Origin of the sequence: Kutzneria sp. CA-103260, from assembly GCF_018263855.1 — a bacterium.
Classification (GTDB): Bacteria; Actinomycetota; Actinomycetes; order Mycobacteriales; family Pseudonocardiaceae; genus Kutzneria.
Genome location: NZ_CP073318.1, coordinates 8,265,956 through 8,292,413, shown reverse-complemented (window position 1 = coordinate 8,292,413; position 26,458 = coordinate 8,265,956). Strand labels below are relative to the sequence as shown.

General features: G+C 70.9%; 23 protein-coding genes. 16 read left to right on the top strand and 7 right to left on the bottom strand.

What is annotated here, in order from left to right; translation table 11 throughout:
• The first annotated feature begins 46 nt into the window (after positions 1 to 46).
• Positions 47 to 1,225, top strand: a complete 1,179-nt coding sequence (locus JJ691_RS36415) for a protein kinase domain-containing protein (RefSeq protein ID WP_211764071.1) — start codon at positions 47 to 49, stop codon at positions 1,223 to 1,225.
• A 187-nt stretch (positions 1,226 to 1,412) separates the two neighbouring features.
• Positions 1,413 to 3,035 carry a chaperonin GroEL gene (gene groL / locus JJ691_RS36410; protein WP_211764070.1) on the top strand — a complete coding sequence of 541 codons (1,623 nt, stop codon included), beginning with the start codon at positions 1,413 to 1,415 and terminating at the stop codon, positions 3,033 to 3,035.
• Positions 3,036 to 3,172: 137 nt separating this feature from the next.
• Here the strand turns inward: groL and JJ691_RS36405 are convergent, their stop codons facing one another.
• From JJ691_RS36405 to JJ691_RS36390, 4 genes are all read right to left on the bottom strand, one after another.
• Entirely contained in the window at positions 3,173 to 5,803 is a 2,631-nt protein-coding gene (locus JJ691_RS36405; RefSeq protein WP_249227241.1) for a CHAT domain-containing protein, read from the bottom strand.
• A gap of 64 nt (positions 5,804 to 5,867) precedes the next feature.
• Positions 5,868 to 6,332, bottom strand: coding sequence for a carboxypeptidase regulatory-like domain-containing protein (locus JJ691_RS36400; RefSeq protein WP_211771929.1), 465 nt, complete (start codon positions 6,330 to 6,332; stop codon positions 5,868 to 5,870).
• Between the two features lie 44 nt (positions 6,333 to 6,376).
• The gene (locus tag JJ691_RS36395; RefSeq protein WP_211764069.1) at positions 6,377 to 6,988 is read right to left on the bottom strand and encodes an RNA polymerase sigma factor; all 612 of its coding nucleotides are present in this window, start codon (positions 6,986 to 6,988) and stop codon (positions 6,377 to 6,379) included.
• Between the two features lie 309 nt (positions 6,989 to 7,297).
• Complete coding sequence (locus JJ691_RS36390) at positions 7,298 to 7,675, bottom strand: hypothetical protein (protein WP_211764068.1); 378 nt, start codon at positions 7,673 to 7,675, stop codon at positions 7,298 to 7,300.
• Between the two features lie 667 nt (positions 7,676 to 8,342).
• On the opposite strand from JJ691_RS36390, the gene JJ691_RS36385 reads away from it, so the two are divergent.
• The 4 genes from JJ691_RS36385 to JJ691_RS36370 all read left to right on the top strand — a co-directional run bounded on the left by JJ691_RS36385 (position 8,343) and on the right by JJ691_RS36370 (position 13,394).
• Positions 8,343 to 9,020, top strand: coding sequence for a copper homeostasis protein CutC (locus tag JJ691_RS36385; protein WP_211764067.1), 678 nt, complete (start codon positions 8,343 to 8,345; stop codon positions 9,018 to 9,020).
• Positions 9,021 to 9,064: 44 nt separating this feature from the next.
• On the top strand, positions 9,065 to 10,612 hold the full coding sequence (locus tag JJ691_RS36380) for a beta-N-acetylhexosaminidase (protein WP_211764066.1): 1,548 nt from the start codon (positions 9,065 to 9,067) through the stop codon (positions 10,610 to 10,612).
• 85 nt (positions 10,613 to 10,697) lie between these two features.
• The gene (locus tag JJ691_RS36375; protein ID WP_211771928.1) at positions 10,698 to 11,933 is read left to right on the top strand and encodes an MFS transporter; all 1,236 of its coding nucleotides are present in this window, start codon (positions 10,698 to 10,700) and stop codon (positions 11,931 to 11,933) included.
• A gap of 210 nt (positions 11,934 to 12,143) precedes the next feature.
• Positions 12,144 to 13,394, top strand: coding sequence for a GGDEF domain-containing protein (locus tag JJ691_RS36370; RefSeq protein WP_211764065.1), 1,251 nt, complete (start codon positions 12,144 to 12,146; stop codon positions 13,392 to 13,394).
• 61 nt (positions 13,395 to 13,455) lie between these two features.
• Here the strand turns inward: JJ691_RS36370 and JJ691_RS36365 are convergent, their stop codons facing one another.
• On the bottom strand, positions 13,456 to 13,686 hold the full coding sequence (locus JJ691_RS36365; protein WP_211764064.1) for a PspC domain-containing protein: 231 nt from the start codon (positions 13,684 to 13,686) through the stop codon (positions 13,456 to 13,458).
• An 84-nt stretch (positions 13,687 to 13,770) separates the two neighbouring features.
• On the opposite strand from JJ691_RS36365, the gene JJ691_RS36360 reads away from it, so the two are divergent.
• The 9 genes from JJ691_RS36360 to JJ691_RS36320 all read left to right on the top strand — a co-directional run bounded on the left by JJ691_RS36360 (position 13,771) and on the right by JJ691_RS36320 (position 22,208).
• A complete protein-coding gene (locus tag JJ691_RS36360) occupies positions 13,771 to 14,628 on the top strand; it encodes an AAA family ATPase (protein WP_211764063.1) in 858 nt (285 codons plus the stop codon).
• Between the two features lie 16 nt (positions 14,629 to 14,644).
• A complete protein-coding gene (locus JJ691_RS36355; RefSeq protein WP_211764062.1) occupies positions 14,645 to 15,733 on the top strand; it encodes a vWA domain-containing protein in 1,089 nt (362 codons plus the stop codon).
• A complete protein-coding gene (locus tag JJ691_RS36350; protein WP_211764061.1) occupies positions 15,726 to 16,844 on the top strand; it encodes an XdhC family protein in 1,119 nt (372 codons plus the stop codon). The genes JJ691_RS36355 and JJ691_RS36350 overlap by 8 nt, the downstream gene beginning before the upstream one ends.
• Before the next feature lie 143 nt (positions 16,845 to 16,987).
• Positions 16,988 to 17,491, top strand: a complete 504-nt coding sequence (locus JJ691_RS36345) for a (2Fe-2S)-binding protein (protein WP_211764060.1) — start codon at positions 16,988 to 16,990, stop codon at positions 17,489 to 17,491.
• Positions 17,488 to 19,833, top strand: a complete 2,346-nt coding sequence (locus JJ691_RS36340) for a xanthine dehydrogenase family protein molybdopterin-binding subunit (RefSeq protein ID WP_211764059.1) — start codon at positions 17,488 to 17,490, stop codon at positions 19,831 to 19,833. Before JJ691_RS36345 ends, JJ691_RS36340 begins: the two co-directional genes overlap by 4 nt.
• Positions 19,830 to 20,684: an FAD binding domain-containing protein gene (locus JJ691_RS36335; protein ID WP_211764058.1), complete on the top strand. Its 855-nt coding sequence runs from the start codon at positions 19,830 to 19,832 to the stop codon at positions 20,682 to 20,684. Before JJ691_RS36340 ends, JJ691_RS36335 begins: the two co-directional genes overlap by 4 nt.
• A 3-nt stretch (positions 20,685 to 20,687) precedes the next feature.
• Complete coding sequence (locus JJ691_RS36330; protein WP_211764057.1) at positions 20,688 to 21,461, top strand: SRPBCC family protein; 774 nt, start codon at positions 20,688 to 20,690, stop codon at positions 21,459 to 21,461.
• Between the two features lie 70 nt (positions 21,462 to 21,531).
• Positions 21,532 to 21,801, top strand: a complete 270-nt coding sequence (locus JJ691_RS36325; RefSeq protein WP_211764056.1) for a hypothetical protein — start codon at positions 21,532 to 21,534, stop codon at positions 21,799 to 21,801.
• Positions 21,798 to 22,208 (top strand): hypothetical protein, encoded by a 411-nt coding sequence (locus JJ691_RS36320; RefSeq protein WP_211764055.1) that lies wholly within the window; start codon positions 21,798 to 21,800, stop codon positions 22,206 to 22,208. The genes JJ691_RS36325 and JJ691_RS36320 overlap by 4 nt, the downstream gene beginning before the upstream one ends.
• A 70-nt stretch (positions 22,209 to 22,278) precedes the next feature.
• Here JJ691_RS36320 and JJ691_RS36315 read toward each other — a convergent pair whose 3' ends face one another.
• Positions 22,279 to 23,940, bottom strand: coding sequence for a DNA repair helicase XPB (locus tag JJ691_RS36315; protein ID WP_211764054.1), 1,662 nt, complete (start codon positions 23,938 to 23,940; stop codon positions 22,279 to 22,281).
• A 337-nt stretch (positions 23,941 to 24,277) separates the two neighbouring features.
• Here JJ691_RS36315 and JJ691_RS36310 point away from each other — a divergent pair, with 337 nt between their 5' ends.
• A complete protein-coding gene (locus tag JJ691_RS36310) occupies positions 24,278 to 25,069 on the top strand; it encodes an LppU/SCO3897 family protein (RefSeq protein ID WP_211764053.1) in 792 nt (263 codons plus the stop codon).
• 85 nt (positions 25,070 to 25,154) lie between these two features.
• Here JJ691_RS36310 and JJ691_RS36305 read toward each other — a convergent pair whose 3' ends face one another.
• Positions 25,155 to 26,144, bottom strand: a complete 990-nt coding sequence (locus JJ691_RS36305; RefSeq protein ID WP_211764052.1) for an ABC transporter substrate-binding protein — start codon at positions 26,142 to 26,144, stop codon at positions 25,155 to 25,157.
• Between the last annotated feature and the right edge of the window lie 314 nt (positions 26,145 to 26,458).

The following is a 26,458-nucleotide window of genomic DNA, read 5'->3' as shown; positions in this document are numbered from 1 at the left end:
GCCAACCGGACGCGCGGCGAAACTCGCGGACGTTAGGCTGACCGCCGTGTCGGACGACTTGACCGGAAAACGCCTGGGCCACTATCGCATCGACGCGGTGCTCGGCCGTGGCGGCATGAGCGTCATGTACCGGGCGACGGACATGAGGCTGGGCCGCAAGGTCGCGCTGAAGGTCATCTCCGAACACCTCACCGAGGACCCGGAGTTCCGCGAGCGCTTCGTCGACGAGGCGCGCAACACCGCGGCCATCGACCACTCCAACGTGGTGCCGCTGTACGACTTCGGTGAGCTGGACGGCCTGCTCTACATCGCCATGCGGCTGGTGGACGGCTCCGACCTGGCCAGCCTGATCAAGGACGGCCCGCTGCCGCCCTCGCGCGCCCTGATCCTGGTCAGCCAGGCCGGCGAGGCGTTGGACATGCTGGCCGGCCGCGGCCTGGTGCACCTGGACGTCAAGCCGGCCAACATGCTGGTGACCAGCCGGGAGTCCGCCGGCGAGCACGTCTACCTGGCCGACTTCGGCCTGACCCGGCGCGGCGCCACCGGCCACCGCACCCGTGGCGGCGACTTCCTCGGCTCGCCCACCTACGCCGCCCCCGAGCACCTGCGCGGCGAGCCGGTGGACGGCCGCACCGACCTCTACTCCCTGGCCTGCGTGCTGTTCGCCTGCCTGACCGGCCGCCCGCCGTACCAGGGCGGAGTGTCCGAGGTGATCCAGGGCCACCTGGGTAGCCAGCCGCCGTCGGCGACCAAGCTGGTGTCGTCCCTGCCGGTCGGCATCGACGACGTGATCCGCAAGGGCATGGCCAAGGACCCCAAGCAGCGCTACGCCAACTGCCGCGAGCTGGTCGCCGCCGCGCGCTCGGCCCTGGTCACCGTGGCCACGCCGGGCGTCTCCGCGCCGCCGCCACAGCAGCAGCCGACCGTGCGCACCGAGCCGGCCAGCGGCCCGGTGCCGGTGCAGGCCGCGCCGGTGCAGGCGCCGGCCTCCCAGCCGTTCCCGAGCCAGCCCCAGCCGCGCCCGTACCAGCCGGCCCCGGCGCAGCCGCAGTACGGCGGCTACCCGCCGCAGAGCGACCAGCCGGTCCGGCTGCGCCCGCCGACGCCGATCAACGCCACCGCGTTCCGCGAGGACGGCGGCGCGGCCCGGTGGGCCGTGCCGGTGTTGGCCGGCACGGCGCTGCTGGTCCTGCTGGTCGTGGTGATCGTGTGGCTCACCGCCTGAGCGGGTGTTTGCTTGCACTCGCCGCCCCCGAGTGCTAAACACGAACTAGCACTCGGGCACTACGAGTGCCAACACGTTAGGTCGGGACGGTGAGGCCGGCCGGGGTGAACCTCCGGTGGGTCGTCCGTCGCGGGCACCGAGCCTGGCCGAGCACCGTGTCATCCATAATCCGGAGGACCACACCGCAATGGCCAAGATGATCGCGTTCGACGAGGACGCCCGCCGCGGTCTCGAGCGCGGGATGAACACCCTCGCTGACGCCGTCAAGGTGACGCTCGGCCCCAAGGGTCGCAACGTCGTGCTGGAGAAGAAGTGGGGCGCCCCCACCATCACCAACGATGGTGTCTCCATCGCCAAGGAGATCGAGCTCGAGGACCCGTGGGAGAAGATCGGGGCCGAGCTCGTCAAGGAGGTCGCCAAGAAGACCGACGACGTCGCGGGTGACGGCACCACCACCGCCACCGTGCTGGCCCAGGCGCTGGTGCGCGAGGGTCTGCGCAACGTCGCCGCCGGCGCGAACCCGCTGGGTCTGAAGCGGGGCATCGAGAAGGCCGTCGAGGCGGTTGCCGAGCAGCTGCTGAAGACGGCCAAGGAGATCGAGACGAAGGAGCAGATCGCTGCCACCGCGTCCATCTCCGCCGCTGACTCCACGATCGGCGAGCTGATCGCCGAGGCGATGGACAAGGTCGGCAAGGAAGGCGTCATCACCGTCGAGGAGAGCAACACCCTCGGGCTCGAGCTGGAGCTCACCGAGGGCATGCGCTTCGACAAGGGCTACATCTCCGGTTACTTCGTGACCGACGCCGAGCGTCAGGAAGCGGTCCTCGAGGACCCGTACATCCTGCTGTTCGGCTCCAAGATCAGCTCCGTCAAGGACCTGCTGCCGCTGCTGGAGAAGGTCATCCAGGCCGGCAAGCCGCTGCTGATCATCTCCGAGGACGTCGAGGGCGAGGCCCTGGCGACCCTGGTGGTCAACAAGATCCGCGGCACCTTCAAGTCCGTCGCCGTCAAGGCCCCGGGCTTCGGCGACCGCCGCAAGGCCATCCTCCAGGACATCGCCACCCTCACCGGTGGCCAGGTCATCTCCGAGGACGTGGGCCTGAAGCTGGAGAACGCCGACCTGTCCCTGCTGGGCAAGGCGCGCAAGGTCGTGGTGACCAAGGACGAGACCACGATCGTCGAGGGCGCCGGCGACGCCGAGCAGATCCAGGGCCGCGTCAAGCAGATCCGCGCGGAGATCGAGAAGTCCGACTCGGACTACGACCGCGAGAAGCTCCAGGAGCGCCTGGCGAAGCTGGCCGGCGGCGTTGCCGTCATCAAGGCCGGCGCCGCCACCGAGGTGGAGCTCAAGGAGCGCAAGCACCGCATCGAGGACGCGGTGCGCAACGCCAAGGCCGCCGTCGAGGAGGGCATCGTCGCCGGTGGTGGCGTGGCCCTGCTGCAGGCCGCCGAGACCGCGTTCGCCGGCCTCACCCTCAACGGTGACGAGGCCACCGGCGCGAACATCGTCAAGGTCGCCGTCGAGGCCCCGCTGAAGCAGATCGCCGTGAACGCCGGCCTCGAGGGTGGCGTCGTGGTGGAGAAGGTCAAGGGTCTCAAGGCCGGCGAGGGCCTGGACGCCGCGACCGGCGAGTACAAGGACCTGGTGGCCGCGGGCATCATCGACCCGGCCAAGGTCACCCGCTCGGCGTTGCAGAACGCCGCGTCGATCGCCGCGCTGTTCCTCACCACCGAGGCCGTCGTCGCCGACAAGCCGGAGAAGAACCCGGCCCCGGCCGGCGCCCCGGACGCCGGCGGCATGGACTTCTGAGTTAAAAGGCGAACTGGGCGACCCCTGCTTGCGGAAAGCGCAAGCAGGGGTCGCCTTTTAGTGTCTTGTGGGGGCCCGGCCCCCACGCCCCCACGCCGGGACTTCGCCCCGGACCCCAATCCTGCGTGCCGGTGCCGTTAGTTGCTGGCCCCCAGGCAGATGAACGGCCGCCTGAACGGGTCCACTGCGGTGGCGTCGGCCAACGCCACGGCCGGGCGGGCGCCTTCGGCGACGCGGCGGTGGTAGAAGGCCATGCTCTCGGCCGCCGTGTGGTCGCCGACGCGGGAGACCGCCGCCGTCACGGTGCGGACGCCGGTGGCCAGCAGGGCGCCGGCGAAGCCGAGGGCCTCGTCGCCGGGGCGGATGCGGCTCATGGCCAGCTCGCAGGCGGCCAGCACGACCTGCTCGGGCGGGCGTTGCAGGCGAGCGGTCTCGTGCGCGAACAGGCCGCCGTCGACGAGGTCGAGGCGGGAGAACAGGGCGTTGCCGGGCTCGTGCATGCCATGGGCGGCGATGTGGGCCAACTGGGCGCCGTCGAGGGCTTCGAGGACGGCTTCGACGGTGGCCCGGGAACCTTCGAGGACCTGGGCGCCGGGCAGGTAGCGGGTCAGCTGGGCGACCTCGCCGACGGCGGCGGGCAGGTCGGGACCGCCGACCAGGACGCTGCGACCGGTGCCGGGCAGCTGCTGGTCGGCGGAGGCGGCGAGCCAGGCGGTGGCCGACGGGGCGACGACCACGGGCCGGCCCCGCAGCGAAGGCAAAGCGCCCCAGGCGATGGGGTAGAGGGGAGCGGTGGGCACGACCACGAGCTCCCGGTCGCCGATGATCCCGGCCAGCGGCCGCAGCAGCTGCTCGTCCAGGGACTGGGCCCGGCGGCGGGCCGACGCGGACACCACCTCGACCAGGGCGGCGGGCAGGTGGTCGGGGGCCAGGGCGTCGAGGTCGGCGTGCAGCATCTGGGCCGACCGCTGGGCCTCGGCGACGCTGCCCAGCCGCACCAGCCGCGGCCGACCGTTCACGATCACCACGGCGACCAGGGCGTCCTCCACCGCGGCGAAGCTGATCATCGCCCGATCCTCCAGCCGCTTGCCCACCTCGGCCAGGTCGGCGACCGGCCGCGGCCGCCCCCACACCGTGGTCTGCCAGCCCAGCCGGGTGACCTCCTGCTGCAACGCGGCGTGCCGGGCGGCCATCTCCCGCACCCGCCGGCCCTCGGCCTTGGCCAGCTGCATGGACCGGGTGAGGTTGCGGATCTCGCTGATCCGGTCGGCCAGCTCGGGATCGTCGATGGAGGGCTGCGGCTCGTACCGGTACACCTGGGCCCGGGTCCGCTCCAGCCAGCCGAACAGCCGCCGCGCGTCGGCCGCGGACCGGCCGCCGTCCAGCACCAGCCGCACGGCCAGCACGCCGAGCTCGCGCCCGTGCACGGCGGTGCCGCACACCAGCTCCAGCCCGCCCATGCGGTCCCGGGTGCGGCCCAACTCATTGAACCCGACCCGGGCCTGGCTGAAGGCGGTGCGGCGGTCGCCCGTGGCCACGGCCACCTCGGCCCGGGCCAGGCGGCGCAGCATGCGGTGGTCTATGGAGGTGAACCGGCGCGGCGCGGGCACCTCGGCCAGCAGCCGGGCGGCGTCGGCGACCTCGCCCCGTCGCAGCTGGACGCGCACGGCCAGCAGCTTGGCGACCGCGGACTCGTCGGTCTGCGCGAGCCCGCCGAGCCGGTCGGACAGCTCCAAGGCCCGCCGCACCAACAACTTCGACGGCTTGCGAGAACCACTCAGCGCGGCCGCGACGGCGGCGTGCAGCCCGGTCAGCGAGGCCAGCCAGGCCATCGCCGGCCGGTCCTGCCGCAGGTACCGGCGCCGGGCCAGGTCGGAGAACCCCCGCGCGGTGGCGTAGTCGCCCGCCATCACGGCCGCGGCGGCCCGCAGCGTCTCGGCCTCGGCCAGGTCCCGGTTGCTGCCCTGTTCCCGCAGGCTGGCGAAGGCCTCGTCCAGCGCGTTGGCGGCCTCCTCGGCCAGCCCCGCGAACAGCAGCACCTGCGCCCGGTCGGAGCGCACCTTCGGCACGGCCGTCGGCGCGACCCGCAGCATCAGTCGCTCGGCCTCCTCGTAGTAGCGCAGTGCCGTCGGGGCATCGCCCATCCGGTAGTGCATCTCGCCGAGGTTGGTGGTGGTGATCGCCAGCGTCACCGGGGCGTGGTAGGTGTGGCCCAGCCACAGGCAGCGGCGCAGGTCGTCGCCGGCTGAGTGCGGATTGCCCAGGGCGCTGTTCACCAGCGCGCGGGCGGTCAGCGCGCTGATCAGGCCGTTCTCCACCGGCGCGCCGGAGGCCAGCGCCTTGTCCGCCACGACCACGGCCTTGTCCAGCACGGCGAGGGCCTCCGGCAGCCGGCCGGCCCGCCACAGGATGTTGCCGTGCTGCCGCTCGAGCAGGCCCTCCAGCGCCATCCGCTGGGAGCCGACCGGCATCGACGACACCAGCCGGCCGGCCAGCTCCAGCGACGGCATGCCCTCGCGCATCCCGTACGCCTCGGAGTCGGTGTGCGCGAGTGAGGCGAGCACCCGCACCCGCATTGTCTGCTGGTCCGGGTCCTCGGCTGGCAGGCGGTCCAGCAGCCGCAGGTTCCGGCGGTGCAGCCGGGACGCCTTGACGTACTGCTGGGACAGCGCGATCTGGTGCACGCTGGCGTGCAGCTTGGTCGCCCGGTCCAGCACGTGCGCGGCGGCGCGAGGGCGCGCGGCAGCGGCGATGGACGACGGAGGCACCCGTACATACCAGCACACCCCGCCGAAGGTGTGGTGTCCACCGTCGGAGGGAAGATCGCTTCGCCTAGAGCATGAGCGTCGGCGTCACGATCGTCCGTGGCCGCGCGCCGGCCCCGCTGGCCAGGTGCACCACCAGCTGGGTGGTGCCCTTGGGCACGTCGTCCACCGCGAACCGGCCGCCCTCGTCGGCCTCCGCGGTGGTCGAGGAGTGCCCCGACACCCGGACCTCGACGGTGTGCGGACCACCGGGCACCAGCCAGCCATCGAACCGGTAGCCGGCACCGGCCGGGGCGAAGCTGACCATGATGGTCAGGTCTTCCACGGTGAAGGTGACGGTGTTCGGGCCGGCGCCCCGGACGCCGGCCAGCTCCTCGGCCCGCTCCCAGCGCGCGACCTCGACGTCGAGGTCCTCCAGGGCGATGGCGAACTGCACTCTCTCGACCAGGTCGGCCGGCACCGGGTCGACCTTGTCGAACAGCACGTCGAGCTCCGCGAGCAGGAGCAGGTCCTGCTCGGTCAGGTTGTCCATGTCCAGACCGGCCTCGTCGAACTGGTCCTCGCCGTTGGTGGCGCTCACTGCGGCCCCCCTTCGTCCAGCAGTTCGCGCAGCGCGACCAGACACCGGCCCCTGGTCGGGCCGATGCTGCCGCGCGGCATCTCCAACGCCTCCGCGACCGCGTCGTACTGGGCCCGGCCCGACAGCACGGTGAGCGTGAGCAGTTTCTGACAGCGTTCGGTGAGCTGCTTGAACGCGGCCCACAGCCGGCGGTCCCGGTCGTCGCGCAGCGCGTGCTGCTCGGGACCGTCCACCTGGGTCGGAATGTCCACCAGGTCCTCGGCGGCCACCGGGGTCTCCCGGTCGTAGCCGGTCGTCTTGGCCCGCTGGGCCTCCCGGCGGGCCGTCACGATCAGCCACGCCGCCAGCGCCTTGGGCTGCTGCAGCCGGTCCAGGTGGCGCAGCAGCGCCAGCCAGACGGTCTGCACGACGTCCTCCGCGTGCACCTTGTCCAGGCCCTGGCTGCGGGTGACGTGCCAGACCAGCGGCGTCAGGTCGGCGACCAGCACGTCCAGCGCCCTGCGGTTGCCGTCTCTGGCCGCGACCAGACACGCCGCGTGGCGGTCGTGACCGGTCAGCCCCTCCCAAGGGTCATGGCCGGTCAGCCCGTCCCACGTGTCAACGGCCATTCGAAGCACCTCCGGGTCTGAGGTACGTGGGCGCGCCCCGGTCCCCCCGCCACGGGGACGCACCCCGTGCCTGCATCCTGCCCTACCTGGTGTAGTCGCCCACAGCCAGTCGGGCCAATCGTGCTCGATGACGGCCACGCCCCCCGGCGTGTTTCCGTGTGCTGCCACCGCCGCCCCATTCACTCCCGCGGGCCCCCGGACGGGCCCGACGTGATTAAGAGCGGCCAACTCGGACTCAGATACTCACGAATTGATAACGGACCCGGTCGGGTCGGTGGCAGGTCCCGCCACCGACCCGACCGGTGGTGCTCACGGGCGGACGGTCTCGGCGTGGCCGATGCCGCCGTTCGGGCGGGCGACGCCGTCCGGCTTGGGACCCTCCGGGTGCCCGATGCCGCCCTCGGCCTGCACGCTCCTGCCGGGCTGCAGGCCCGAGACGGGCTGCACGGTCAGGCCGGGCTGCCCACCCTGGCCGGGCTGCGGGTCCTCCGGGTGGCCGATGCCGCCAGTCTCGGTGCGCACGACGTCGGTCGGCTCGACGGTCTCGGCGTGGCCGATGCCCCCGTTGGGGCGGGCGACGCCGCCGCCGTGCACGGCGTCCAGCGCCTGCTCGACCTCGGCCAGCATCGCGGGGTCGAGAGTCGCGTCCGGCGTGCTGGTCGACTGGGTGTCGTCAGTGGTGCTCATGATGTCGTCCCCTCTGCTGTTCCCCGGTGACACCGGCCGCACCTTGTCGTTCCCCCGTGCGGCGGCGTCCTGTCGTGGAGCAACACGGTGTCCCGGCCCCACCCGGTTCACCATGCGTGCTCATTGTGCCGCCGAGTCGCCTCGAACAGCGCAACGATTTAACAAGGGATCGCTCGATCGGACTAGATACACGCCAGCGTGTGATCAACAAGTAGTCGGCGCGAACGCGCGAAAGGGCCGGAGGCGACTGTTGGCGGTCCGGCGTCGGGTCTCCCCGTCCGACGCCGGCGCCGTGCGCCTCCGGCCCGGACCCTTCACACCCCCGCTGACGTGAAGGGTCCTGCACGCGCGACGCCCGCTTCCCGACGACCGAACCGATGCCCCCTCGACACCGGGCCGGCCGGCACCCCTGTCAGGCGGGCGCCTGCCGCGCGTTCCGACCTGGTGGAACCGCCTCCCCCGAGATTGGCTCCACCACCCCCGACCGGCGCCTGTGGACGCCTGGTCCGCCTCGCCGTCCCCCGTGGCTTGGGTGAACGGTTCGGACACCAGGACAGGAGTGGTCGCGATGACCGCAGATACAGGCTCGGGAAAAATTTCTCGAAGTTTTCGATCTTGGCTGTTCGGCGGTGGTGATCACGGCCCGGTTGCCCCTATGGTCTAGACCATGTCGGACTTGCTGCTGGAAGTCATCGCGCTCGACGCCCGGGACGCGCACGCCGCCCAAGAAGGCGGGGCCGACCGGCTCGAACTCGTCAGCGACATGGCCGCGGACGGGCTGACCCCCGCCGTGGCCACCGCGCGGCGGGTGCTCGCCGCCACCGACCTGCCCGTTCGGGCCATGCTGCGCGACAGCGCCGGCTTCGCCCCCTGGTCGCTGGACCAGCTGCGGGCCGAGGCCGTCGCGTTGCGGGATGTCGGCGTCACCGAGTTCGTGCTCGGCTGGCTCACCGAGGACGGTGTCGTGGACGTCGACGCCTGCCGGACCGTCATCGCCGAGCTGGACGGCTGCAAGTTCACCTTCCACCGGGCTCTCGACCACTCCGCCGACCTGCTGGCCGCGTGGAAGGAGGTCGCCACCCTCGGCGCCGACACCGTGCTGGCCGCCGGCAGCGGCGCCGGTGTCGCCGACGGGCTGCCGATGCTGCGCAAGCTGGCCACCTTGCAGGAGGCCGACGGCCTCACCGTGATGGCCGGCGGCGGCCTGCGGGTCGACCAGGTCCCCGGTCTGCGGGCCGACGGCGTGCGCCGCTTCCATGTGGGCAGTGCCGTGCGGCCCCAGGGGTGGAACCATCCGGTGGACGCCGCCGCCGTGGCCGAGTGGGCGACGCTCGTCCGCGGCTGAGTCACACCTGGTCTGGACCTGTGGCGTGACATAGAGTCCCGCTCGTGCCGGGATTCGAGACCTTGCTGCCCCGACCGTCGCGAGTGGACGCCACGGGCGGGCGGCTGCCGCTGGACGAGAACACGACGCTGGACGGCGAGCCGGCGGCGGTGTCGTGGCTGCGGGAGGTGCTGGCCCCGGCGACAGGTCTGCCGCTGCGACCGGCGGCGGATCCGACGATCCGGTTCCGCATCGTGCCGTGGCTGGACGGCCATCTGATCCGGGTGTTCCCGGACGGTGTGCTGGTGGAGGCCCAGGACGAGGAGGCGGCGTTCCACGCGGCCCAGTCGATCCGGCAGCTGCTGGGCCCGGCGGCGTTCCGGCGGGCGCCGGTCGGACCGAGCAACTGGTCGCTGCCGTGCGGGGTGGTCGAGGACCGGCCCCGCTTCGGCTGGCGGGGCGCTTTGCTCGACGTGGCAAGGCATTTCATGCCCAAGGACGGCCTGCTGCGGTTCATCGACCTGCTGGCGGCGCACAAGATGAACCGCCTGCACCTGCACCTGACCGACGACCAGGGCTGGCGGTTCGAGGTCAGGCGCTACCCGAAGCTGACCGAGATCGGCGGCTGGCGCGAGGGATCCCGGGTCGGGGTGCGCACCGACGACACCACCGACGGCCGCCCGCACGGCGGCTTCTACACCCAGGATGACCTGCGCGAGGTGGTGGCCTACGCGGCCCGGCGGCACGTGGTGGTGGTGCCGGAGATCGACATCCCGGGCCATAGCCAGTCGGCCATCGCGGCCTACCCGGAGCTGGGCAACCTGGACTACCCGCTGCCGGTGTGGCCGCTGTGGGGCGTCAACGAGAACGTGCTCAACACCGAAGACTCCACTGTGGACTTCTACCGGCACGTTTTCGACGAGCTGGTCGAGGTTTTCCCGTCGGAGGTCATCTGCGTCGGCGGCGACGAGGTGCCGACGGTGCAGTGGACCTCAGCTCAGGCGGCCGCGCGGGGCCTGGCCACCGTGCCGGAACTGCACGGCTGGTTCATTCGGCAGATCGCGGAACACCTTGCCACGCATGGACGTCGCGCGATGGGCTGGGACGAGATCGCGGACGTCGGACCGTTGCCGGGCGGCGCGGTCATCGCCTCCTGGCGCGGTGAGCGGGCCGGTGTGGACGCCGCCCGCGCCGGCTTCGACGTGGTGATGTGCCCGGAACAGAAGGTGTATCTGGACCACCGGGAGTCCGACCGGCACGACGAGCCGATCCCGGTGGGCATGGTGCACACGCTGTCCGATGTGTACGAGTACGAGCCGATCCCGGTCGACCTCACCGGCGAGGCGGCCCGGCGGGTGCTCGGCGCGCAGGCCAACGTCTGGACCGAGCACCTGGACTCGCCCCGGCGGGTCGACTACGCGGCCTTCCCGCGGCTCTCGGCGTTCGCCGAGGTGGCCTGGACCGATCGGAGCAACCGGGACCTGGCCGACTTCACCCGCCGCCTGTCCGAGGACCATCTGCCCAGGCTGGACGCACTCGGCGTGGAGTACCGGCCGCTGGCCGGCCCGCACCCGTGGCAGACCCGGCCCGGCGTCCCCGGCCGCCCGCGTTAGTCGACGCGGGTGAAAAGCCCGCGCGCACCACCCGTTTCGCTTACCAGTCGCTACCGTGCGAGCACGGACGGTGGGGGCGGTGCGTATGGCGGGACGGTTCGGGGCGGCGTTCGCGGACGCCGAGTTCAGGGCCATCTGGGCGGCCAGCGGGCTGTCGATGGTCGGCGACCAGCTGGCCCGGGTCGCACTGGTGGTGCTGGTCTACGGCGACACCGGCTCGGCCGCGCTGACCGGGTTGACCTTCGCGCTGACCCTGGTGCCGTCCTTCGTGGGCGGCGTTTTCCTGTCCGGCCTGGCCGACAAGCTGCCCCGCCGCCGGGTGATGCTGACCGCGGACCTGTTGCGGGCGGCCATGATCGTGCCGGTCGCGGTGCCGGGCATGCCGTTCCCGGTGCTGTGCGTGCTGGTGGCCGGGGTGTCGCTGCTCAACGCCCCGTTCCGCGCGGCCGAGCAGGCGCTGTACGCGGATGTGTTGCCGCAGCAGGACTTTCTCGCCGGCATGGCGATACGCAACATCACCAACCAGTCGGCCCAGGTGCTCGGCTTCGCCGGCGGCGGCCTGCTGCTGGCGGTGATCGGCCCGTACTGGGCGCTGTCCCTGGACGCCTTGTCGTTCCTGGTCTCCGCGGCGCTGCTGCGGGTCGGCGTGCGGGCCAGGCCGGCCGCGATCAATCCGGCGGTCCGCTCCACCCCTGGCGGTTTTTCCTTGCTGCGCAACGACTCCGGCTTACGTTCGCTGCTGCTGATCGGCTGGTTGACCGGCGTGTTCATCGTGTACGAGGGACTGGCCGGTCCCTACAACGCCGAGCTGGGCGGCACCACCGCCACCCTCGGCCTGCTGCTGGCCGCCGACCCGGTGGGCAGCGTGATCGGCGCGTTCCTCTTCGGCCGCTTCGTGCCGGCCACCGCGCAGACCCGGGGACTGGCCCTGATGTGCGTGGCCTCGGGGGCGCCGCTGCTGGTGTGCCTGCTCCAACCAGGACTGATCGTTTCCGCCGTGGTATTCGTGATCGCCGGCGCATTCGGCACCGCGACATACATGCAGACAACGGCGTCTATTGTGCGCGGAGTGCCCGATTCCCGGCGGGCCCAGGTGTTGGGACTGGCGTATGCGGGAATGATGGCCGCGCAGGGGTTGAGCCCATTCGTGGCTGGTCTGGTAGCGGACCGTGTCGGGGCGGCGAATGCGGTCGGCTGGTTTGGCGTGGTCGGGCTGCTGGTCGCGGCGCCGGTGGCGGTGGCCTGGCGTCGCGCCACCACCAGCCGGCCGGAAATCTGGCTGCCCGCCCCGGAATCCGGAGCGGACACCCGGCTGAACTGACCGGTGCGAGACTAGTCCCGCGTCTTTCGCGTTGCCTTCATGACGTTCCCTCCTGTGATCACGGTTGTGAACTCACCCGGATGAACCTAGCGAATCTGCCGTCTCCGACTGAACACTGGAGACGGCGGCGAAAAAGGGGGCGACGTGTCGAGTATGAGCCAGTCCAGATCCTCTCCGAAAGGGGTCGATCGTTACGGGCTCATCAACCGCATGGCCGGATTCGCGCTGTGGGAGCTGCCGGGACGCTGGATCGTTTACGCCGTTCTGTTGGAGTCGGTCGCCCTCGTTCTGGCGTTGGCCTCCTTCACCCACGGCGCGCTGACCGATGTGGCGCTGCTGCGCTTCGGCATCCTGCTGGCACTGGGCATGGTGCAGGCCGAGCTGTCCCGGCGGATCGAGCGCGACCGCCGCCGGATGAGCGGCTCCACGCACATCAACATGACGTCGATCTGGCTGATCCCCGCGGTGTTGATGCTGCCGCCGCAACTGGTCGCGGTGCTCTGCGTCGCGCTGTACACGCACATGTGGCTGCGGATCTGGCAGAACCTGCGCAACGTCTCGCTGCACCGCACGGTGTTCGGGGCCAGTGCGGCGATTCTGGCCTGCCTGGCCGCGAACACCGTCTCGAACATGCCGCTGGCCGACCGGCTGCCCGAGTGGAGCTGGGGCGTCACCATGGCCTGCCTGCTCGGCGGGCTGACCTTCGAGCTGGTGGACGCCCTGTTGCTGGCGGTGTCCATCAACCTGCGCAGCCTGGGCAACGCCACCCTGACGGAGCTGTTCGGCAGCTGGGACGACAACGCGCTGGAGCTGACCACGCTGTGTCTCGGCGGGCTGACCGCGCTCACCCTGGTGTACCAGCCGCTGTTCACGGTGCTGCTGTTCTGCCCGATCGTCGTGCTGCACCGCAGCGTGCTGGTCAAGGAGCTGGAGGCGGCGGCTACCATCGACGTGAAGACCGGGCTGCTCAACGCGGTCACCTGGCACCACATGGCCACTCAGGAGTTGGCTCGGACCAAACAGGACCGCCGGGCCACGGTCGGTGTGCTGATGGTGGATCTCGACCACTTCAAGCGGGTCAACGACACCTACGGACACCTGGCCGGCGACGCCGTGCTGAAGTCGGTGGCGGCGGCGGTGAAGGGCCAGGTGCGCGCCGACGACGCGGTCGGCCGCTTCGGTGGCGAGGAGTTCGTGGTGCTGCTGCCCGGCGTCGACGACGCCGGCGCTCTTGTTGTGGCGGAACGGATTCGCAAGACGGTCGGCGCGCTGTACGTGATGTCGCCTCAGGACGGTGTGCCGATCGCCGGGCTGACCTGTTCGATCGGCGTCGCCGTGCACCGCAGCAGCGGCACGACGATGGAGCGGCTGCTGCTGGCCGCGGACACGGCGGTGTACCGGGCCAAGCGCACCGGCCGCAACCGGGTCGTGTCCACTATGGACAAGCGGGACGCGGCTTAGCGGCCCGCTGCCAGAGCCACGCGGGGCCTCCCCCTCGAAGGCCCCGCGTGGCTCGTCCCACTCACTCGCTCTCGGCTTCCGGGACCAGCAGCCAGCAGGCCGCGTAGAGGACCACGCCGGCGCCGGCGAAGAACACCGTGCCGACCACCATGCCGACCCGCAGCAGGGCGGCGTCCACGCCCAGCATCTCGGCCGCGCCGCCGCACACGCCGGCCAGCATTCGGTTCTCCCGGCTACGGCGGAAGGTGCGCATCTTGTCTCCGGCCTCGTTCAGGATGTTGTTCGTCGTCATGACACAAAGACTGCCCGCCCGGCGGCCGCGTGCCATCGGGGTTCGTCCCTGGTTCGACCCGGAGATGGGCCTACCCTGCAAGCCATGGACACCCCGGGTGAGCTGGCCGCGGCCCTGGACCGGGTCGGCTATCTGGCCGACGAGGGGCTGGCCACGGCCGCCTTTCTGGCGCTGCGGATGCGCCGGCCGCTGTTCTGCGAGGGCGAGCCCGGCACCGGCAAGACGGCGCTGGCCAAGGCCCTGGCCGATGTGCTGGGCACGTCGCTGATCCGGTTGCAGTGCCACGAAGGCATCGACGCCGCCCGCGCGCTGTACGACTGGGACTTCCCGCGCCAGCTGCTGCACCTGCGGGCGATGGAGGCTCAGGGTCGCACCGACGACGCTGAGGCCGAGCTCTACACCCGGCGGTTCCTGCTGGCCCGGCCGCTGCTGCAAGCCCTGGAGGAGCCGGGCTGCGTGCTGTTGGTGGACGAGATCGACCGCGCCGACGACGAGTTCGAGGCGTTCCTGCTGGAGGTGCTCGGCGAGCACGCGGTCAGCATCCCGGAGCTGGGAGAGATCCGGGCCGCCGAGCCGCCGTTGGTGGTGCTGACCTCCAACCGCACCCGTGAGGTGCACGACGCGGTCAAGCGCCGCTGCCTCTACCACTGGCTCGAACACCCCGGCCTGGCCCGGGAAGTGGCGATCCTGCGCCGGCGGCTGCCCGGGCTGACCGAGGCCCTGGCCGTGCAGGTGGCCACGGCGGTGTCCCGGCTGCGGACGGCGGAGCTGCTCAAGCCGCCGGGGGTGGCCGAGTCGTTGGACTGGGCCGAGGCGCTGCTGGCCCTGGACCGGCCGTTGTTGGACGTCGAGTCGGCGGCGATCACCCTGGGTGCGGTGCTGAAGTACCGGGAGGACGCGGACCGGGTCGTGCGGGCGGGGTTGGACGCGCTGCTGGCCTGAGACGCATTATCTGAAGATGACGGACCCGCTGGTCGGGCTGACCGGGTTCGCCGAGGTGCTGCGACGGCTCGGCCTCGGCGCGGATCCGGTGCGGGCGCAGGCGTACCTGGAGGCCCTGCGGCTCGTGGATGTGGCTCAGCCGAGCCAGGTGTACTGGGCCGGCCGCCTGAGCCTGTGCGCGGAGCCGGACGACATCGCCGGCTACGACGCGGCCTTCGCCGCCTGGTTCGGCGGCGTGCCGGTGCACACCACGGGCAATGGCCGGACCAAACGACGGACCGCGACCAGTGTCCCGCTGGTGGCCCCGGTTTCCGGCAAGGGCGACGGCGATCTTCCCGAACTGAGAGTAGCGGCCAGCGACACCGAGATCCTGCGGCAACGAGACGTCACCAAGCTCGACGGCGCGGCGTTGCGGGAGCTTCTGGCCACGATCGACACCGCACCGCCGCTACGGCGCAGCGTCCGCACCCGCCGTTCCCATCGCGGCCGGCTCGACCCTGATGAGACCCTGCGTGAGCTGCTGCGATCCGGTGGCGAGCCGGTACGGCTGCGCTATCGCCGCAAGCGTTTGCGGCCGCGTCGGCTGGTGCTGCTGATCGACGTCTCCGGCTCGATGGCCCCCTATGCCGACGCGCTGCTGAGGTTCGCACACGCCGTGGTCCGGCGCTCCCCGCCGAGCACCGAGGCATTCACGCTCGGTACACGGCTCACGCGGGTCAGCCGCCAGCTCCGGATGCGCGACCCGGACCAGGCCCTGGCCGCGGCGGCCCGGGCAGTGCCCGATTTCGCCGGCGGCACGCGTCTCGGGGACACCATTCGGCTATTTCTTGATCGCTGGGGGCAGCGCGGGCTGGCGCGGCAGTCCGTCACGGTGGTCTTCTCTGACGGCTGGGAGCGGGGCGACGCGGCGCTGCTCGGCGAACAACTGGCCCGGCTGCGCCGGCTCGCCCATGCCGTCCTGTGGGTGAACCCGCATGTCGGCCGTTCGGGCTACGCCCCGGTACAGTCCGGTATCCGCGCGGCGTTGCCGCACGTCGACCGGCTGCTCGCCGGGCACAGCCTGGCCACGCTGGACGAACTGCTGACGGAGGTGCGGCGTGCGTGACCTTCTCGACACCGTCGACGAGAACTGGCAAGAGGGCCGGCCGACCGCGCTCGGCACCGTCGTCGCCACCTTCCGCTCCGCCCCCCGCCAGCCCGGCGCCGCCATGCTCGTGGCCGAGGACGGCCAGGTCTCCGGCAGCGTGTCCGGCGGCTGTGTGGAGGGCGCGGTCTACGAGCTGGCGCAGCAGGTGATCGCCGACGGGCGGCCGGTGTTGCAGCGCTACGGCGTCAGCGACGACGACGCGTTCGCGGTCGGCCTGACCTGCGGCGGCATTCTCGACGTGTTCGTGGAACGGGTCGACGGCAAGCGCTTCCCCGAGCTGGCGGCGGTGGTCGAGTCGGTGCGGGCCGAGGAGCCGGTGGCCGTGACCACCGTCGTGGAGCATCCCGACGAGACCCTGGTTGGCCGGCACCTGGTGGTGTGGACCGATCGCCGGGCCGGCGACCTGGGCTCCGCCCGCATCGACGACGCCGTCACCGACGACGCCCGCGGCATGCTGGCCAGCGGCCGCAGCGGGCTGCTGCACTACGGCCCGGACGGCCAGCGCCGCGGCGAGGGCCTGGCGGTGTTCGTCAACTCCTTCGAGCCCCCGCCGCGCATGCTGGTGTTCGGGGCGATCGACTTCGCCGCCGCGATGGTCCGCCTCGGCGCGTACCTCGGCTACCGGGTGACGGTCTGCGACGCCCGGGCGGTGTTCGCGACCAAGGGCCGTTTCCCCGACGCCGACGAGGTTGTCGTCGACTGGCCGCACCGATACCTGGCGCAGCAGGCGTCCGAGGGCAGGATCGACCACCGCACGGTGATCGCGGTGCTCACCCACGACCCGAAGTTCGACGTGCCGGTGCTGGAAGTGGCGCTGCGGCTGGATGTCGCCTACATCGGGGCGATGGGGTCCCGGCGTACCCACAGCGACCGGCTGGCCCGGCTGCGGGAAGCCGGCCTGACCGACCAGGAGCTGTCCCGGCTGTCCTCGCCGATCGGACTGGATCTGGGCGCGCGGACGCCGGAGGAGACCGCGGTGTCGATCGCCGCGGAGATCATCGCCCTGCGCTGGGGCGGTCGCGGCGAGCGACTGGCCCACTCCGAGGGACCCATCCACCGCACCGGCTGACCGGCGGGGCGCATATGCGGTGACAATGCCGCTGCAAGACCGCATCTGCGCTGAAGATTGTGTCCGTCGGCGGACAGGGGCAGGCTCGCCAGTGTGAGCCCGATCACGACGTGATGGCGGGTTCGGCGCTGCCGGGAGGCGACATGCGTATCACCATGATCGTGGACGGGGTGAGCTACACCGACGAGGTCGAGCCGCGCACGCTGCTCGTGCAGCATCTCCGCGAGACGCTGGGCAAGGTCGGCACGGTGGTCGGCTGCGACACCGGCAACTGCGGGGCCTGCACGGTGCATGTGGACGGCCACAGTGTCAAGTCCTGCTCGATGCTGGCCGTGCAGGCCGACGGCTGCGAGATCACCACCATCGAGGGCCTGGCCCGGGACGGCCAACTCCATCCGGTGCAGCAGGCCTTTCACGACAACCACGCCCTGCAGTGCGGCTTCTGCACGCCGGGCATGATCATGCAGTCGATCGACCTGCTGGCCGACGATCCCGATCCGGACGAGCGGACCGTGCGGCACGGCCTGGAGGGAAACCTCTGCCGCTGCACCGGATACCAGAACATCGTGCGCGCGGTCCAGGACGCGGCGCATCGCCTGAAGCCGGCCGCCGAGCGGGAGCGCGAGGCCGTGGGCGGTGGCGAATGACCACCGCCGAGATCGGCAAACCCCGGCGCCGCAAGGAAGACGCCCGACTGATCACCGGTCGGACCCGCTGGACCGACAACATCGCGCTGCCCGGCCTGGTGCACATGGCCATCCTGCGCAGCCCCGTCGCGCACGCCCGGATCACCTCCGTCGACACGCGGGCGGCGCGGGCCAAGTCCGGTGTGCTGGCGGTGCTGACCGGGGCCGACCTGGCTGAGGAGCAGGGCAGTCTGCCGTGCGCGTGGACGATCACGCCGGACATGAAAACCCCGGCCCACCCGGCGATCGCCGTGGACACGGTCAACTACGCCGGTGAGGCGGTGGCGGTCGTGGTCGCCCGGACGTCCGCCGAGGCGCACGACGCCCTGGAGGCCATCGACGTCGACTATGAGGACCTGCCGGTGGTGCTGGACATGGAGGCGGCGATCGCCGACGGCGCGCCGCTCGTGCACGAATCCTTGGGCACCAACAAGAACGCGCTGTGGGTGTTCGACTCGGCCGAGGCCGGCACCGGCGGCAACGTGGACGAGGCCATCGCCGTCGGCGAGATCGTGATCGAGCGGAAGTACCGCCAGCAAAGGCTGATCCCGGCGTTCATGGAGCCGCGGTCGGTGGTGTGCGACCCGACCGGCGAGCAGTTCACGCTCTGGTCGGCCACCCAGGTCCCGCACATCCTGCGGCTGATGCTGGCCCTGTCGCTGGGCGTGCCCGAGCACAAGGTCCGGGTGATCGCCCCGGACGTCGGCGGCGGCTTCGGCGGCAAGCTCCAGGTGACGCCCGAGGAGTTCCTGGTCTTCCTGGTGGCCCGCCGGCTGGGCAAGCCGGTCAAGCACACCGAGACCCGCTCCGAGTCGCTGGCCACCGGCCACCACGGCCGCGACCAGATCCAGCGGGTGACGATGTCGGCCACCCGGGACGGCACGATCACCGGCCTGAAGGTCGACCTGCTGGCCGACATGGGCGCGTACCTGAGCCTGGTGACGCCGGGCATCCCGATCCTGGGCGCGTTCATGTACAACGCCATCTACAAGATCCCGGCCTACCGGTTCAGCTGCACCAACGTGTTCACCAACAAGGTGATGACCGACGCCTACCGTGGGGCCGGCCGGCCCGAGGCCACCTTCGCCATCGAGCGCCTGATGGACGAGCTGGCCGCGGAACTGGGGATGGATCCCCTGGCCGTGCGGGAGAAGAACTGGATCAAGCACGAGGAGTTCCCGTTCACCACGGTCTGCGGCCTGACCTACGACTCCGGCAACTACGAGGCGGCCACGGACAAAGCCAAGCAGCTGTTCGACTACGACGGTCTGCGGCGGGAGCAGTTGGAGCGCCGCGAGCGTGGCGACGCCGTGCAGCTGGGCATCGGCATCTCCACGTTCACCGAGATGTGCGGGCTGGCGCCGTCCCGGGTGCTGGGCTCGTTGTCCTATGGGGCCGGCGGTTGGGAACACGCGGCGATTCGCATGCTGCCCAGCGGCAAAGTCGAGGTCGTCACCGGATCCTCGCCGCACGGGCAGGGGCATGAGACGGCCTGGAGCCAGATCGTGGCCGATCAGCTGGGCGTGCCGTTCGAGGACGTCGAGGTGCTGCACGGCGACACCCAGTCCTCGCACAAAGGCATGGACACCTACGGTTCCCGCTCGCTGACCGTCGGCGCGATCGCCGTGGTGAAGGCGGCGGACAAGGTAATCGCCAAGGCCCGCAAGGTGGCCGCGCACATGCTGGAATGCAGCGAGGACGATCTGGACTTCGCCGACGGCCGATTCACCGTGCGCGGCACCGACAAGGGAACCGGCATCGGCGACGTGGCGCTGGCGGTGTTCGCCGCGCACGATCTGCCCGACGGCGTGGAGCCGAGCCTGGATTCCGAGGCGACGTTCGATCCGGAGAACTTCTCGTTCCCGCACGGAACTCACTTGTGCGCCACGGAAGTGGACACCGAGACCGGGCGGGTGGCGATTCGCTCCTATGTCTGCGTCGACGATGTCGGCACGGTGGTGAATCCGCTGATCGTCGAGGGCCAGGTGCACGGCGGACTGGCGCAGGGCATCGCCCAGGCGTTGTTCGAGGAGGCCGTGCACGATGAGAACGGCACCCTGACCACCGGCACCTTCGCCGACTACCTGCTGCCCTCGGCGGCCGACCTGCCGTCCTTCGTCACCGATCGGACCGAGACGCCGTCGACGACCAATCCGTTGGGCGTCAAGGGAGTCGGCGAGGCCGGCACCATCGCCTCGACGCCGGCCGTGGTCAACGCCATCGTGGACGCCGTGCGGCACCTCGGCGTCAACGACATCGAGATGCCGTGCACGCCGTTCCGGGTTTGGAGCGCGATCCAATGATTCCCGCTGCCTTCGAGTACACCCGTCCGTCCACTGTGGAAGAGGCGATCCGCGCGCTGTCCGACGCCGGCGAGGACGCGAAGGTGTTGGCCGGCGGGCAGAGTCTGCTGCCCGTGCTGAAGATGCGGCTGGCCGCGCCGACGGTTGTCGTCGACATCGGACGCGTCCCCGAGCTGCGGGGCGTGCGTGAGGACGGCGATGACCTGGTCATCGGCGCGATGACCACGCACTACGACGTGGCCCGGGACCATCTGGTCCAGGAGCACGCGTCACTGCTGGCGCGGGCCACGGAAACCGTTGCCGATCCCCAAGTTCGGCACCGCGGCACGTTCGGCGGCGCGCTGGCCCACGCTGATCCGGCCGGCGATCTGCTGGCCCCGGCGCTGGCCCTGGGCGCGGTGATGGTGGTGGCCGGTCCGTCCGGACGGCGCGAGGTGCCGGCGGCCGAGTTCTTCGTCGACTACTTCACCACCTCGCTGGCCCCCGACGAGCTGCTGGTGGCGGTGCGGATTCCCAAGCACACCGGCTGGTTGTCGCACTACGAGAAATTCAACCGGGTGGCCCAGGCCTGGTCGATCGTCGCGGTCGGAGTGTCGCTGTCGGTGCGTGGCGGCAAGATCGCCGACGCCCGGATCGGGCTGACCAACATGGCTTCGGTGCCGGTGCGGGCGGTCGGCGTCGAGCAGGCGCTGATCGGGCAGCCGGCCGGGGCCGACGTGCTGCGGGCCGCGGCCGGACACGCCGCCGAGGGCACCAGTCCCGGCGTCGACGGCAACGGCGACGCGGCGTACCGCAGCCAGTTGGCCAAGGTGCTGACCGGCCGGGCGCTGACGATGGCCGTCGGGGGCTGACCGGTGCGACTGGAACACCAGTTCCGGGTGGCGGCGCCGGTCGACGAGGTCTGGTCGGCGCTGCTCGACCCGCGGCGGGTCGCCCCGTGCATGCCGGGCGCGACCCTCGGCGAGGTGACGGACGAGTCGTTCACCGGCTCGGTCAAGGTCAAGCTCGGGCCGGTGGCCTTGCTGTACAAGGGGACCGGCTCGTTCGAGGCCACCGACGAGGCGTCGCGGCGGGCGGTCATCAAGGCGTCCGGAAAGGACAGTCGCGGCAGCGGCACCGCCTCCGCGACGGTCGAGGTCACCCTTTCGGCGGATCCCGGTGGGACGGTCGCCCGGGTCGTCACCGACCTCAGCGTGACCGGCCGGCCGGCCCAGTTCGGCCGGGGCATGATCACCGAGGTCGGCGGCAAGATCCTGGACCAGTTCGCCGGCTGCCTGGCCGGGAAGTTGGCCCCGGCGGCGGAAAAGCCGCCGGCCGAACCCGCTCCGCCCGCCGCTGCGACGCTCGCGGACCCGTCTGCCGACGACGCTGCCGGGTCCGGCTCCCGGCCTGGCGGATCGGCTTCCGACTCCCAGCCCGCGTCCTCTTCTGACTCACCAACCACCGCTTCTCCTCCCCGCACGGCGGAAGAACGGGCAGCGGGAACCGAAGAAGGGGCAGCCGCGCCGGAGGCCGAACCCCTGGACCTGATGCAGTTCGCCGGAACGTCCGTTGCCAAACGAGCCGTTGTGGTCATTGGCCTGGTGGTGCTGCTCATCGTGGTCGTCGGCTGGCTGCGCCGCCGCTGAACGGCTACACCCGGACGCCCATTGGGATGGCGTGCACCCGGGGTTCACACACTGCCGCCATACTGTCCCCGTGCCGAGCAAGCGAGTGACGATCACCCTGCCCGAGGACCTGGCGCCGCGGGTCCAGGAGCTGGCCGACGACGCGCACTTGGCGCTGGCCACCTACGTCACCCGGGTCGTGGAGTACCACGTGCTCAACCAGGAGGGCCTGACGGCGATGGAGTACTGGGAGAGCCGGTACGGCCCGCTGACCAAGCCCGAGCTGGCCAGCGCGGACGAGGCCATCGAGGCGGCCCGGGCCCGGCTGCGGCCGCCCCAGCAGGGCTCGGCCCAGCAGTGACCGGCAAGTACCGGCCGCCGGTGGTCTACACGGTCGGGGCGCTGATGGCGGCGCTGGACAACAACCGCGCGTTCATGGCCCTGCACAAGTGTTTCCTGCTCGACGAGTGCCGGATCGTGGTGCCCTCGATCGTGCGGGTCGAGGTGCGCCGCCGCGGCGACGGCCGGCAGCCGACCGAGGTGCTCAAGGCGTGCAAAACGGACTGGGAGGACGAGTCCGAGACCAGCGTCCTGCACGAGTACATGATCGACTTCGTGGTCGGCAGCAAGGTCAGCCGAATCGACGCCATGGTGGCCGCCACCGCCGTGGCGCACCGGGCCGTGGTGGTCACCACCGAGGTGAACGCCCTTGAGCTCATGTGGGCGGTCGACGACGTCGACCGCCCCATGGCCATCATCACCATCTAACGCCCCCCGCACACATGAAGGGCCCCTTCCTGACGTTCAACGAGAGGAAGGGGCCCTTCATGATGTTCGGCTAGCCCACTTCGGGCAGCGCCGGGCCCAGCAGGTCGTCGGCGTCCACGATCTTGTACGCGTAGCCCTGCTCGGCCAGGAAGCGCTGGCGGTGGGCGGCGTAGTCGGCGTCCAGCGTATCCCGGGAGACGATGGAGTAGAAGTGTGCCTGCCGGCCGTCGCCCTTGGGCCGCAGCAGCCGGCCCAGCCGCTGGGCCTCCTCCTGCCGTGAGCCGAAGGTGCCCGACACCTGCACGGCGATGGACGCCTCGGGCAGGTCGATGGAGAAGTTGGCCACCTTGGACACCACCAGCGTCCGAATCTCGCCCTTGCGGAACGCGTCGAACAGCTCCTCGCGCTCCTTGTTCTTGGTCGAGCCCTGGATCACCGGCGCGTTCAGGCCCGCGCCCAGCTCGTCCAGCTGGTCCAGGTACGCCCCGATGACCAGCGTCGGCTCGCCCTTGTGCTTGTCCAGGATGGCCTGCACCACCGGCAGCTTGGTGCGCGCGGTGGAGCAGATCTTGTACCGCTCCTCGGGCTCGGCGGTGGCGTACTGGAGCCGCTCGTTGTCGGTCAGCGTCACCCGCACCTCGACGCAGTCGGCCGGCGCGATCCAGCCCTGGGCCTCGATGTCCCGCCACGGCACGTCGTAGCGCTTGGGCCCGATCAGCGAGAACACGTCGCCCTCGCGGCCGTCCTCCCGCACCAGGGTCGCGGTCAGCCCGAGCCGCCGACGGGACTGGAGGTCGGCGGTCATCCGGAACACCGGGGCCGGCAGCAGGTGCACCTCGTCGTAGATGACCAGGCCCCAGTCGCGGGAGTCGAACAGCTCCAGGTGCTTGTACTCGCCCTTGGTCTTGCGGGTGATCACCTGGTAGGTGGCGATGGTGACCGGGCGGATCTCCTTGCGCTCGCCCGAGTACTCGCCGATCTCGTCCTCGGTCAGCGAGGTCCGGGCCACCAGCTCCCGCTTCCACTGCCGGCCGGCGACCGTGTTGGTCACCAGGATCAGGGTGGTCGCCTGGGCCTCGGCCATCGCCGCCGCGCCGACCATCGTCTTGCCCGCGCCGCAGGGCAGCACCACCACGCCCGAGCCGCCGGCCCAGAACGACTGGGCGGCCAGCCGCTGGTAGTCGCGCAGCTGCCAGCCGTTCTCCTCCAGCGCGATCGGGTGCGCCTCGCCGTCGACGTAGCCGGCGTGGTCCTCGGCTGGCCAGCCCACCTTCAGCAGCGCCTGCTTGAGCCGGCCCCGCTCGCTCGGGTGCACGACCACCGTGTCGTCGCCGACCCGGGCCCCCAGCATCGGGTTGATCTTCTTGTTGCGCAGCACCTCTTCCAGCACCGCGCGATCGGTGGAGACCATGGTCAGGCCGTGCGCCGGGTTGTTCACCAGCTGTAGCCGGCCGAACCGGGCCATCGTGTCCACCACGTCCACCAGCAGCGGCTGTGGCACCGGGTACCGGCTGTACCGGACCAGCGCGTCGACCACCTGCTCGGCGTCGTGCCCGGCGGCGCGGGCGTTCCACAGCGCCAGCGGCGTCACCCGATACGTGTGCACGTGCTCCGGGGCCCGCTCCAGCTCGGCGAACGGCGCGATCGCGGTGCGCGTCTCGTCGGCGAGCGGGTGGTCGACCTCCAGCAGCAGCGTCTTGTCGGACTGGACGATCAGAGGTCCGTCGGTCACCGCTCGTGCTCCTCACCTCGGGGACAGCCCAGTGTTGCAACGCCGGGAACCCGATTGCCAATCCGGTGGCCGACCGACCGCCCCGAACCCGGTTGTGTGACGCAGATCACCTATGGGATTTCTTGGAGATCGCGTTTACGACTGGTGACCAATTGATCGCCGTCAGTGCCGTTCGGAGGCGCTTCAGGGCACCGCGCGTGCCCGAATCTCGTGGTCACATAACCAACCGGTAAATACCCGGCGGGTGGGGCCCCGCGGTGGCTACTGTCCGGGCCTTCGGGGGTTGTGACGCCTGAGGCCAGGCGTTTTGTCATCAGTAACACCACAGAGGGAAACCATGAGCACTCCACCCATGCCTCCGGGCCCGCAGGGTCCGCAGGCGCCGCAGCCTCAGGGACAGCCGTACCCGCAGGCCCCGCAGGGCCAGCCCGTCCCGCAGGGTCAGTTCCCTGGCCAGCCGGGCCAGTTCCCCGGCCAGCAGCAGCCGTTCCAGGGCGGCGGCGCTGTGCCGCCCGGCGTCGGCCCCGTGCCCGGCACCGGCCCGCTGCCGGGTCAGCCGCAGCCCTTCCCGCAGGCCCCGATGGGCACGCCGCCGAAGAAGCGGCGTCGGCTGCTGGCCAGCATCGGCGGCGCGATCGGCGTCATCGTGGTGGTGCTGATCGTCCGCGTGGTCATCGGTCTCGGCGTGGGGACCGCCGTGAACAGCGCCGACGACGCGCACAACACCGCCGTGGGTGACTGCGCGAGCGTCACCGGCACCACCACCAAGCCGAACTACGACAAGGTCGACTGTGGTTCCGGCAAGGAGAACTACATCGTCGGCATGGTCATCAAGCCCAGCGAGAGCTGCCCGGACAAGGGTGGCTACGACGAGTACTACGAGGACGGCACGCTCAACAACGTGAAGCTGTGCCTGGCTCCGGTGCTCGCCGACGGCAAGTGCTACGACCTGAACTCGAGCGGCCCGGACATGGGCTACTCGCCGCAGGCGTGCTCCTCGACGAATTTCCAGGTCAAGGTCATCAAGGACAAGGCGGACAAGAACGCGTGCGGTGACGCGGCGGCGGGAGCGCTGGCCTACGACCCGCTGAAGCTGACCTACTGCCTCAGTCAGCCCAGCGGTTCCTGAAGATTCACGTAGCGGCAACGTAAAACACGGCCGGGTCGGGAAAAATCCCGACCCGGCCGTGGTCTATTTCGTCAGAAAATGTCGATCAACTGTTCTGCTGCTGGGGCGGCAGCATCGACTGGGCGTCCAGGCGGTTCAACAACATTCCGGACGTCTGCATCATGTCGGCTACGCGCTGCAGGCGCACCGCGTTCAACGTGGTCGGGAAGTTGCCCACCGAGACCAGGTCGGCGGTGGCCGCGTCGACCCCGGCGTAGTCCTTCAGCGCGATCTGCACCTGCAGCCGGTCCGAGGCCTGTTGCTGGGCCTGCTGCAACGCCTTGCGGAAGGCGGCCATGGTGTTCGGGTTGGCGTCGGCGAACTTCTTGGACGACGCGTAGCCGGTCATCGGGAACTCCTGGGTGGCGCCGCGGGCGGCGTCGGTCAGGATGGTCGCGCCCAGCTGCTGCTCGGCCTTGGTGATGAACGGCTCCACCATCCAGGCCGCGTCCACGGTGCGGTTCTGCAGCGCGGTGATCATGTCCGTGAACGGGATCGTGGAGAACGCGATCTTGTTCTGCTGCACGCCCGCGGTGTCCAGCACCGACTTGGTGGTCAGCACGCCCAGGTCGTTGTCGGCGTTGACGGCGATGCGCGGCGTCGGCTTGGAGATCGGGTTGTTGTAGCCCAGCGAGGGCAGCGTGACCAGGGCCATCGTGTTGGTGCCGGCCTGGTAGGCCTCGCCCTGCAGCTCCAGCTGGGCGCCGCCGGCCTCGGCCTTGAAGAACCCGACATGCGTGGCGAAGGCGACGTCGAGCTGCCCCCCGGCCAGCTGCTTGATCGCGTCCTGGTCGTTGTTCTCCTGCACCAGCTCGATCTTCAGCCCGGCCGCGTCGAACAGGCCGCTCTTGACCGCCATGTACAGCGGGGCCACGTCGACCTGGGCCTGGTAGCCGACCCGGAGCGCCGGGTGCTCGAGCGTGGGCGAGTTGGAAGAGCCGGATCCGGGCAGCATGCTGCACCCGGCCGCGGAAGCGACCAGACCCAGCGCCCCCGCGAGCGCCACAGCGGTCCGTCGTACCGCTCCGATGGCCATGCGCACCTCATTAATTTGATCTACGGGCCCCCCAACCGGGCCGCTGGCATCAAACCACGATCGATACCAACATGCGGGGATGGTAGCCACCCGGACGTATGAAGGCATCCCCCGCGGCGGATACCGTGAGTGCATCTGGAGTCTTCCCGTACGACGTATCCACCACTACGCTTCTTGGGCTAGTGGATGTGGTCGGCGCGGACCACTGAAGAAGAGGACGGCGGGGCCGTCTGGCATTACGCCCCGTGGTTGTGCTGCAATTCGGCCCACTTCGGAACCATCTTGGTCCGGGGAGGGACCGAGACACTGCTGCT

What these genes read in the sequence shown, in the direction of transcription:
- groL (WP_211764070.1), top strand. Translation starts at nt 1,413, where the DNA reads ATGGCCAAGATGATCGCGTTCGACGAGGACGCCCGCCGCGGTCTCGAG.
- JJ691_RS36400 (WP_211771929.1), bottom strand. Translation starts at nt 6,332, where the DNA reads ATGGACAACCTGACCGAGCAGGACCTGCTCCTGCTCGCGGAGCTCGAC.
- JJ691_RS36395 (WP_211764069.1), bottom strand. Translation starts at nt 6,988, where the DNA reads ATGGCCGTTGACACGTGGGACGGGCTGACCGGCCATGACCCTTGGGAG.
- JJ691_RS36390 (WP_211764068.1), bottom strand. Translation starts at nt 7,675, where the DNA reads ATGAGCACCACTGACGACACCCAGTCGACCAGCACGCCGGACGCGACT.
- JJ691_RS36385 (WP_211764067.1), top strand. Translation starts at nt 8,343, where the DNA reads ATGTCGGACTTGCTGCTGGAAGTCATCGCGCTCGACGCCCGGGACGCG.
- JJ691_RS36375 (WP_211771928.1), top strand. Translation starts at nt 10,698, where the DNA reads ATGGCGGGACGGTTCGGGGCGGCGTTCGCGGACGCCGAGTTCAGGGCC.
- JJ691_RS36370 (WP_211764065.1), top strand. Translation starts at nt 12,144, where the DNA reads ATGGCCGGATTCGCGCTGTGGGAGCTGCCGGGACGCTGGATCGTTTAC.
- JJ691_RS36365 (WP_211764064.1), bottom strand. Translation starts at nt 13,686, where the DNA reads ATGACGACGAACAACATCCTGAACGAGGCCGGAGACAAGATGCGCACC.
- JJ691_RS36360 (WP_211764063.1), top strand. Translation starts at nt 13,771, where the DNA reads ATGGACACCCCGGGTGAGCTGGCCGCGGCCCTGGACCGGGTCGGCTAT.
- JJ691_RS36355 (WP_211764062.1), top strand. Translation starts at nt 14,645, where the DNA reads ATGACGGACCCGCTGGTCGGGCTGACCGGGTTCGCCGAGGTGCTGCGA.
- JJ691_RS36345 (WP_211764060.1), top strand. Translation starts at nt 16,988, where the DNA reads ATGCGTATCACCATGATCGTGGACGGGGTGAGCTACACCGACGAGGTC.
- JJ691_RS36340 (WP_211764059.1), top strand. Translation starts at nt 17,488, where the DNA reads ATGACCACCGCCGAGATCGGCAAACCCCGGCGCCGCAAGGAAGACGCC.
- JJ691_RS36335 (WP_211764058.1), top strand. Translation starts at nt 19,830, where the DNA reads ATGATTCCCGCTGCCTTCGAGTACACCCGTCCGTCCACTGTGGAAGAG.
- JJ691_RS36310 (WP_211764053.1), top strand. Translation starts at nt 24,278, where the DNA reads ATGAGCACTCCACCCATGCCTCCGGGCCCGCAGGGTCCGCAGGCGCCG.
- JJ691_RS36305 (WP_211764052.1), bottom strand. Translation starts at nt 26,144, where the DNA reads ATGGCCATCGGAGCGGTACGACGGACCGCTGTGGCGCTCGCGGGGGCG.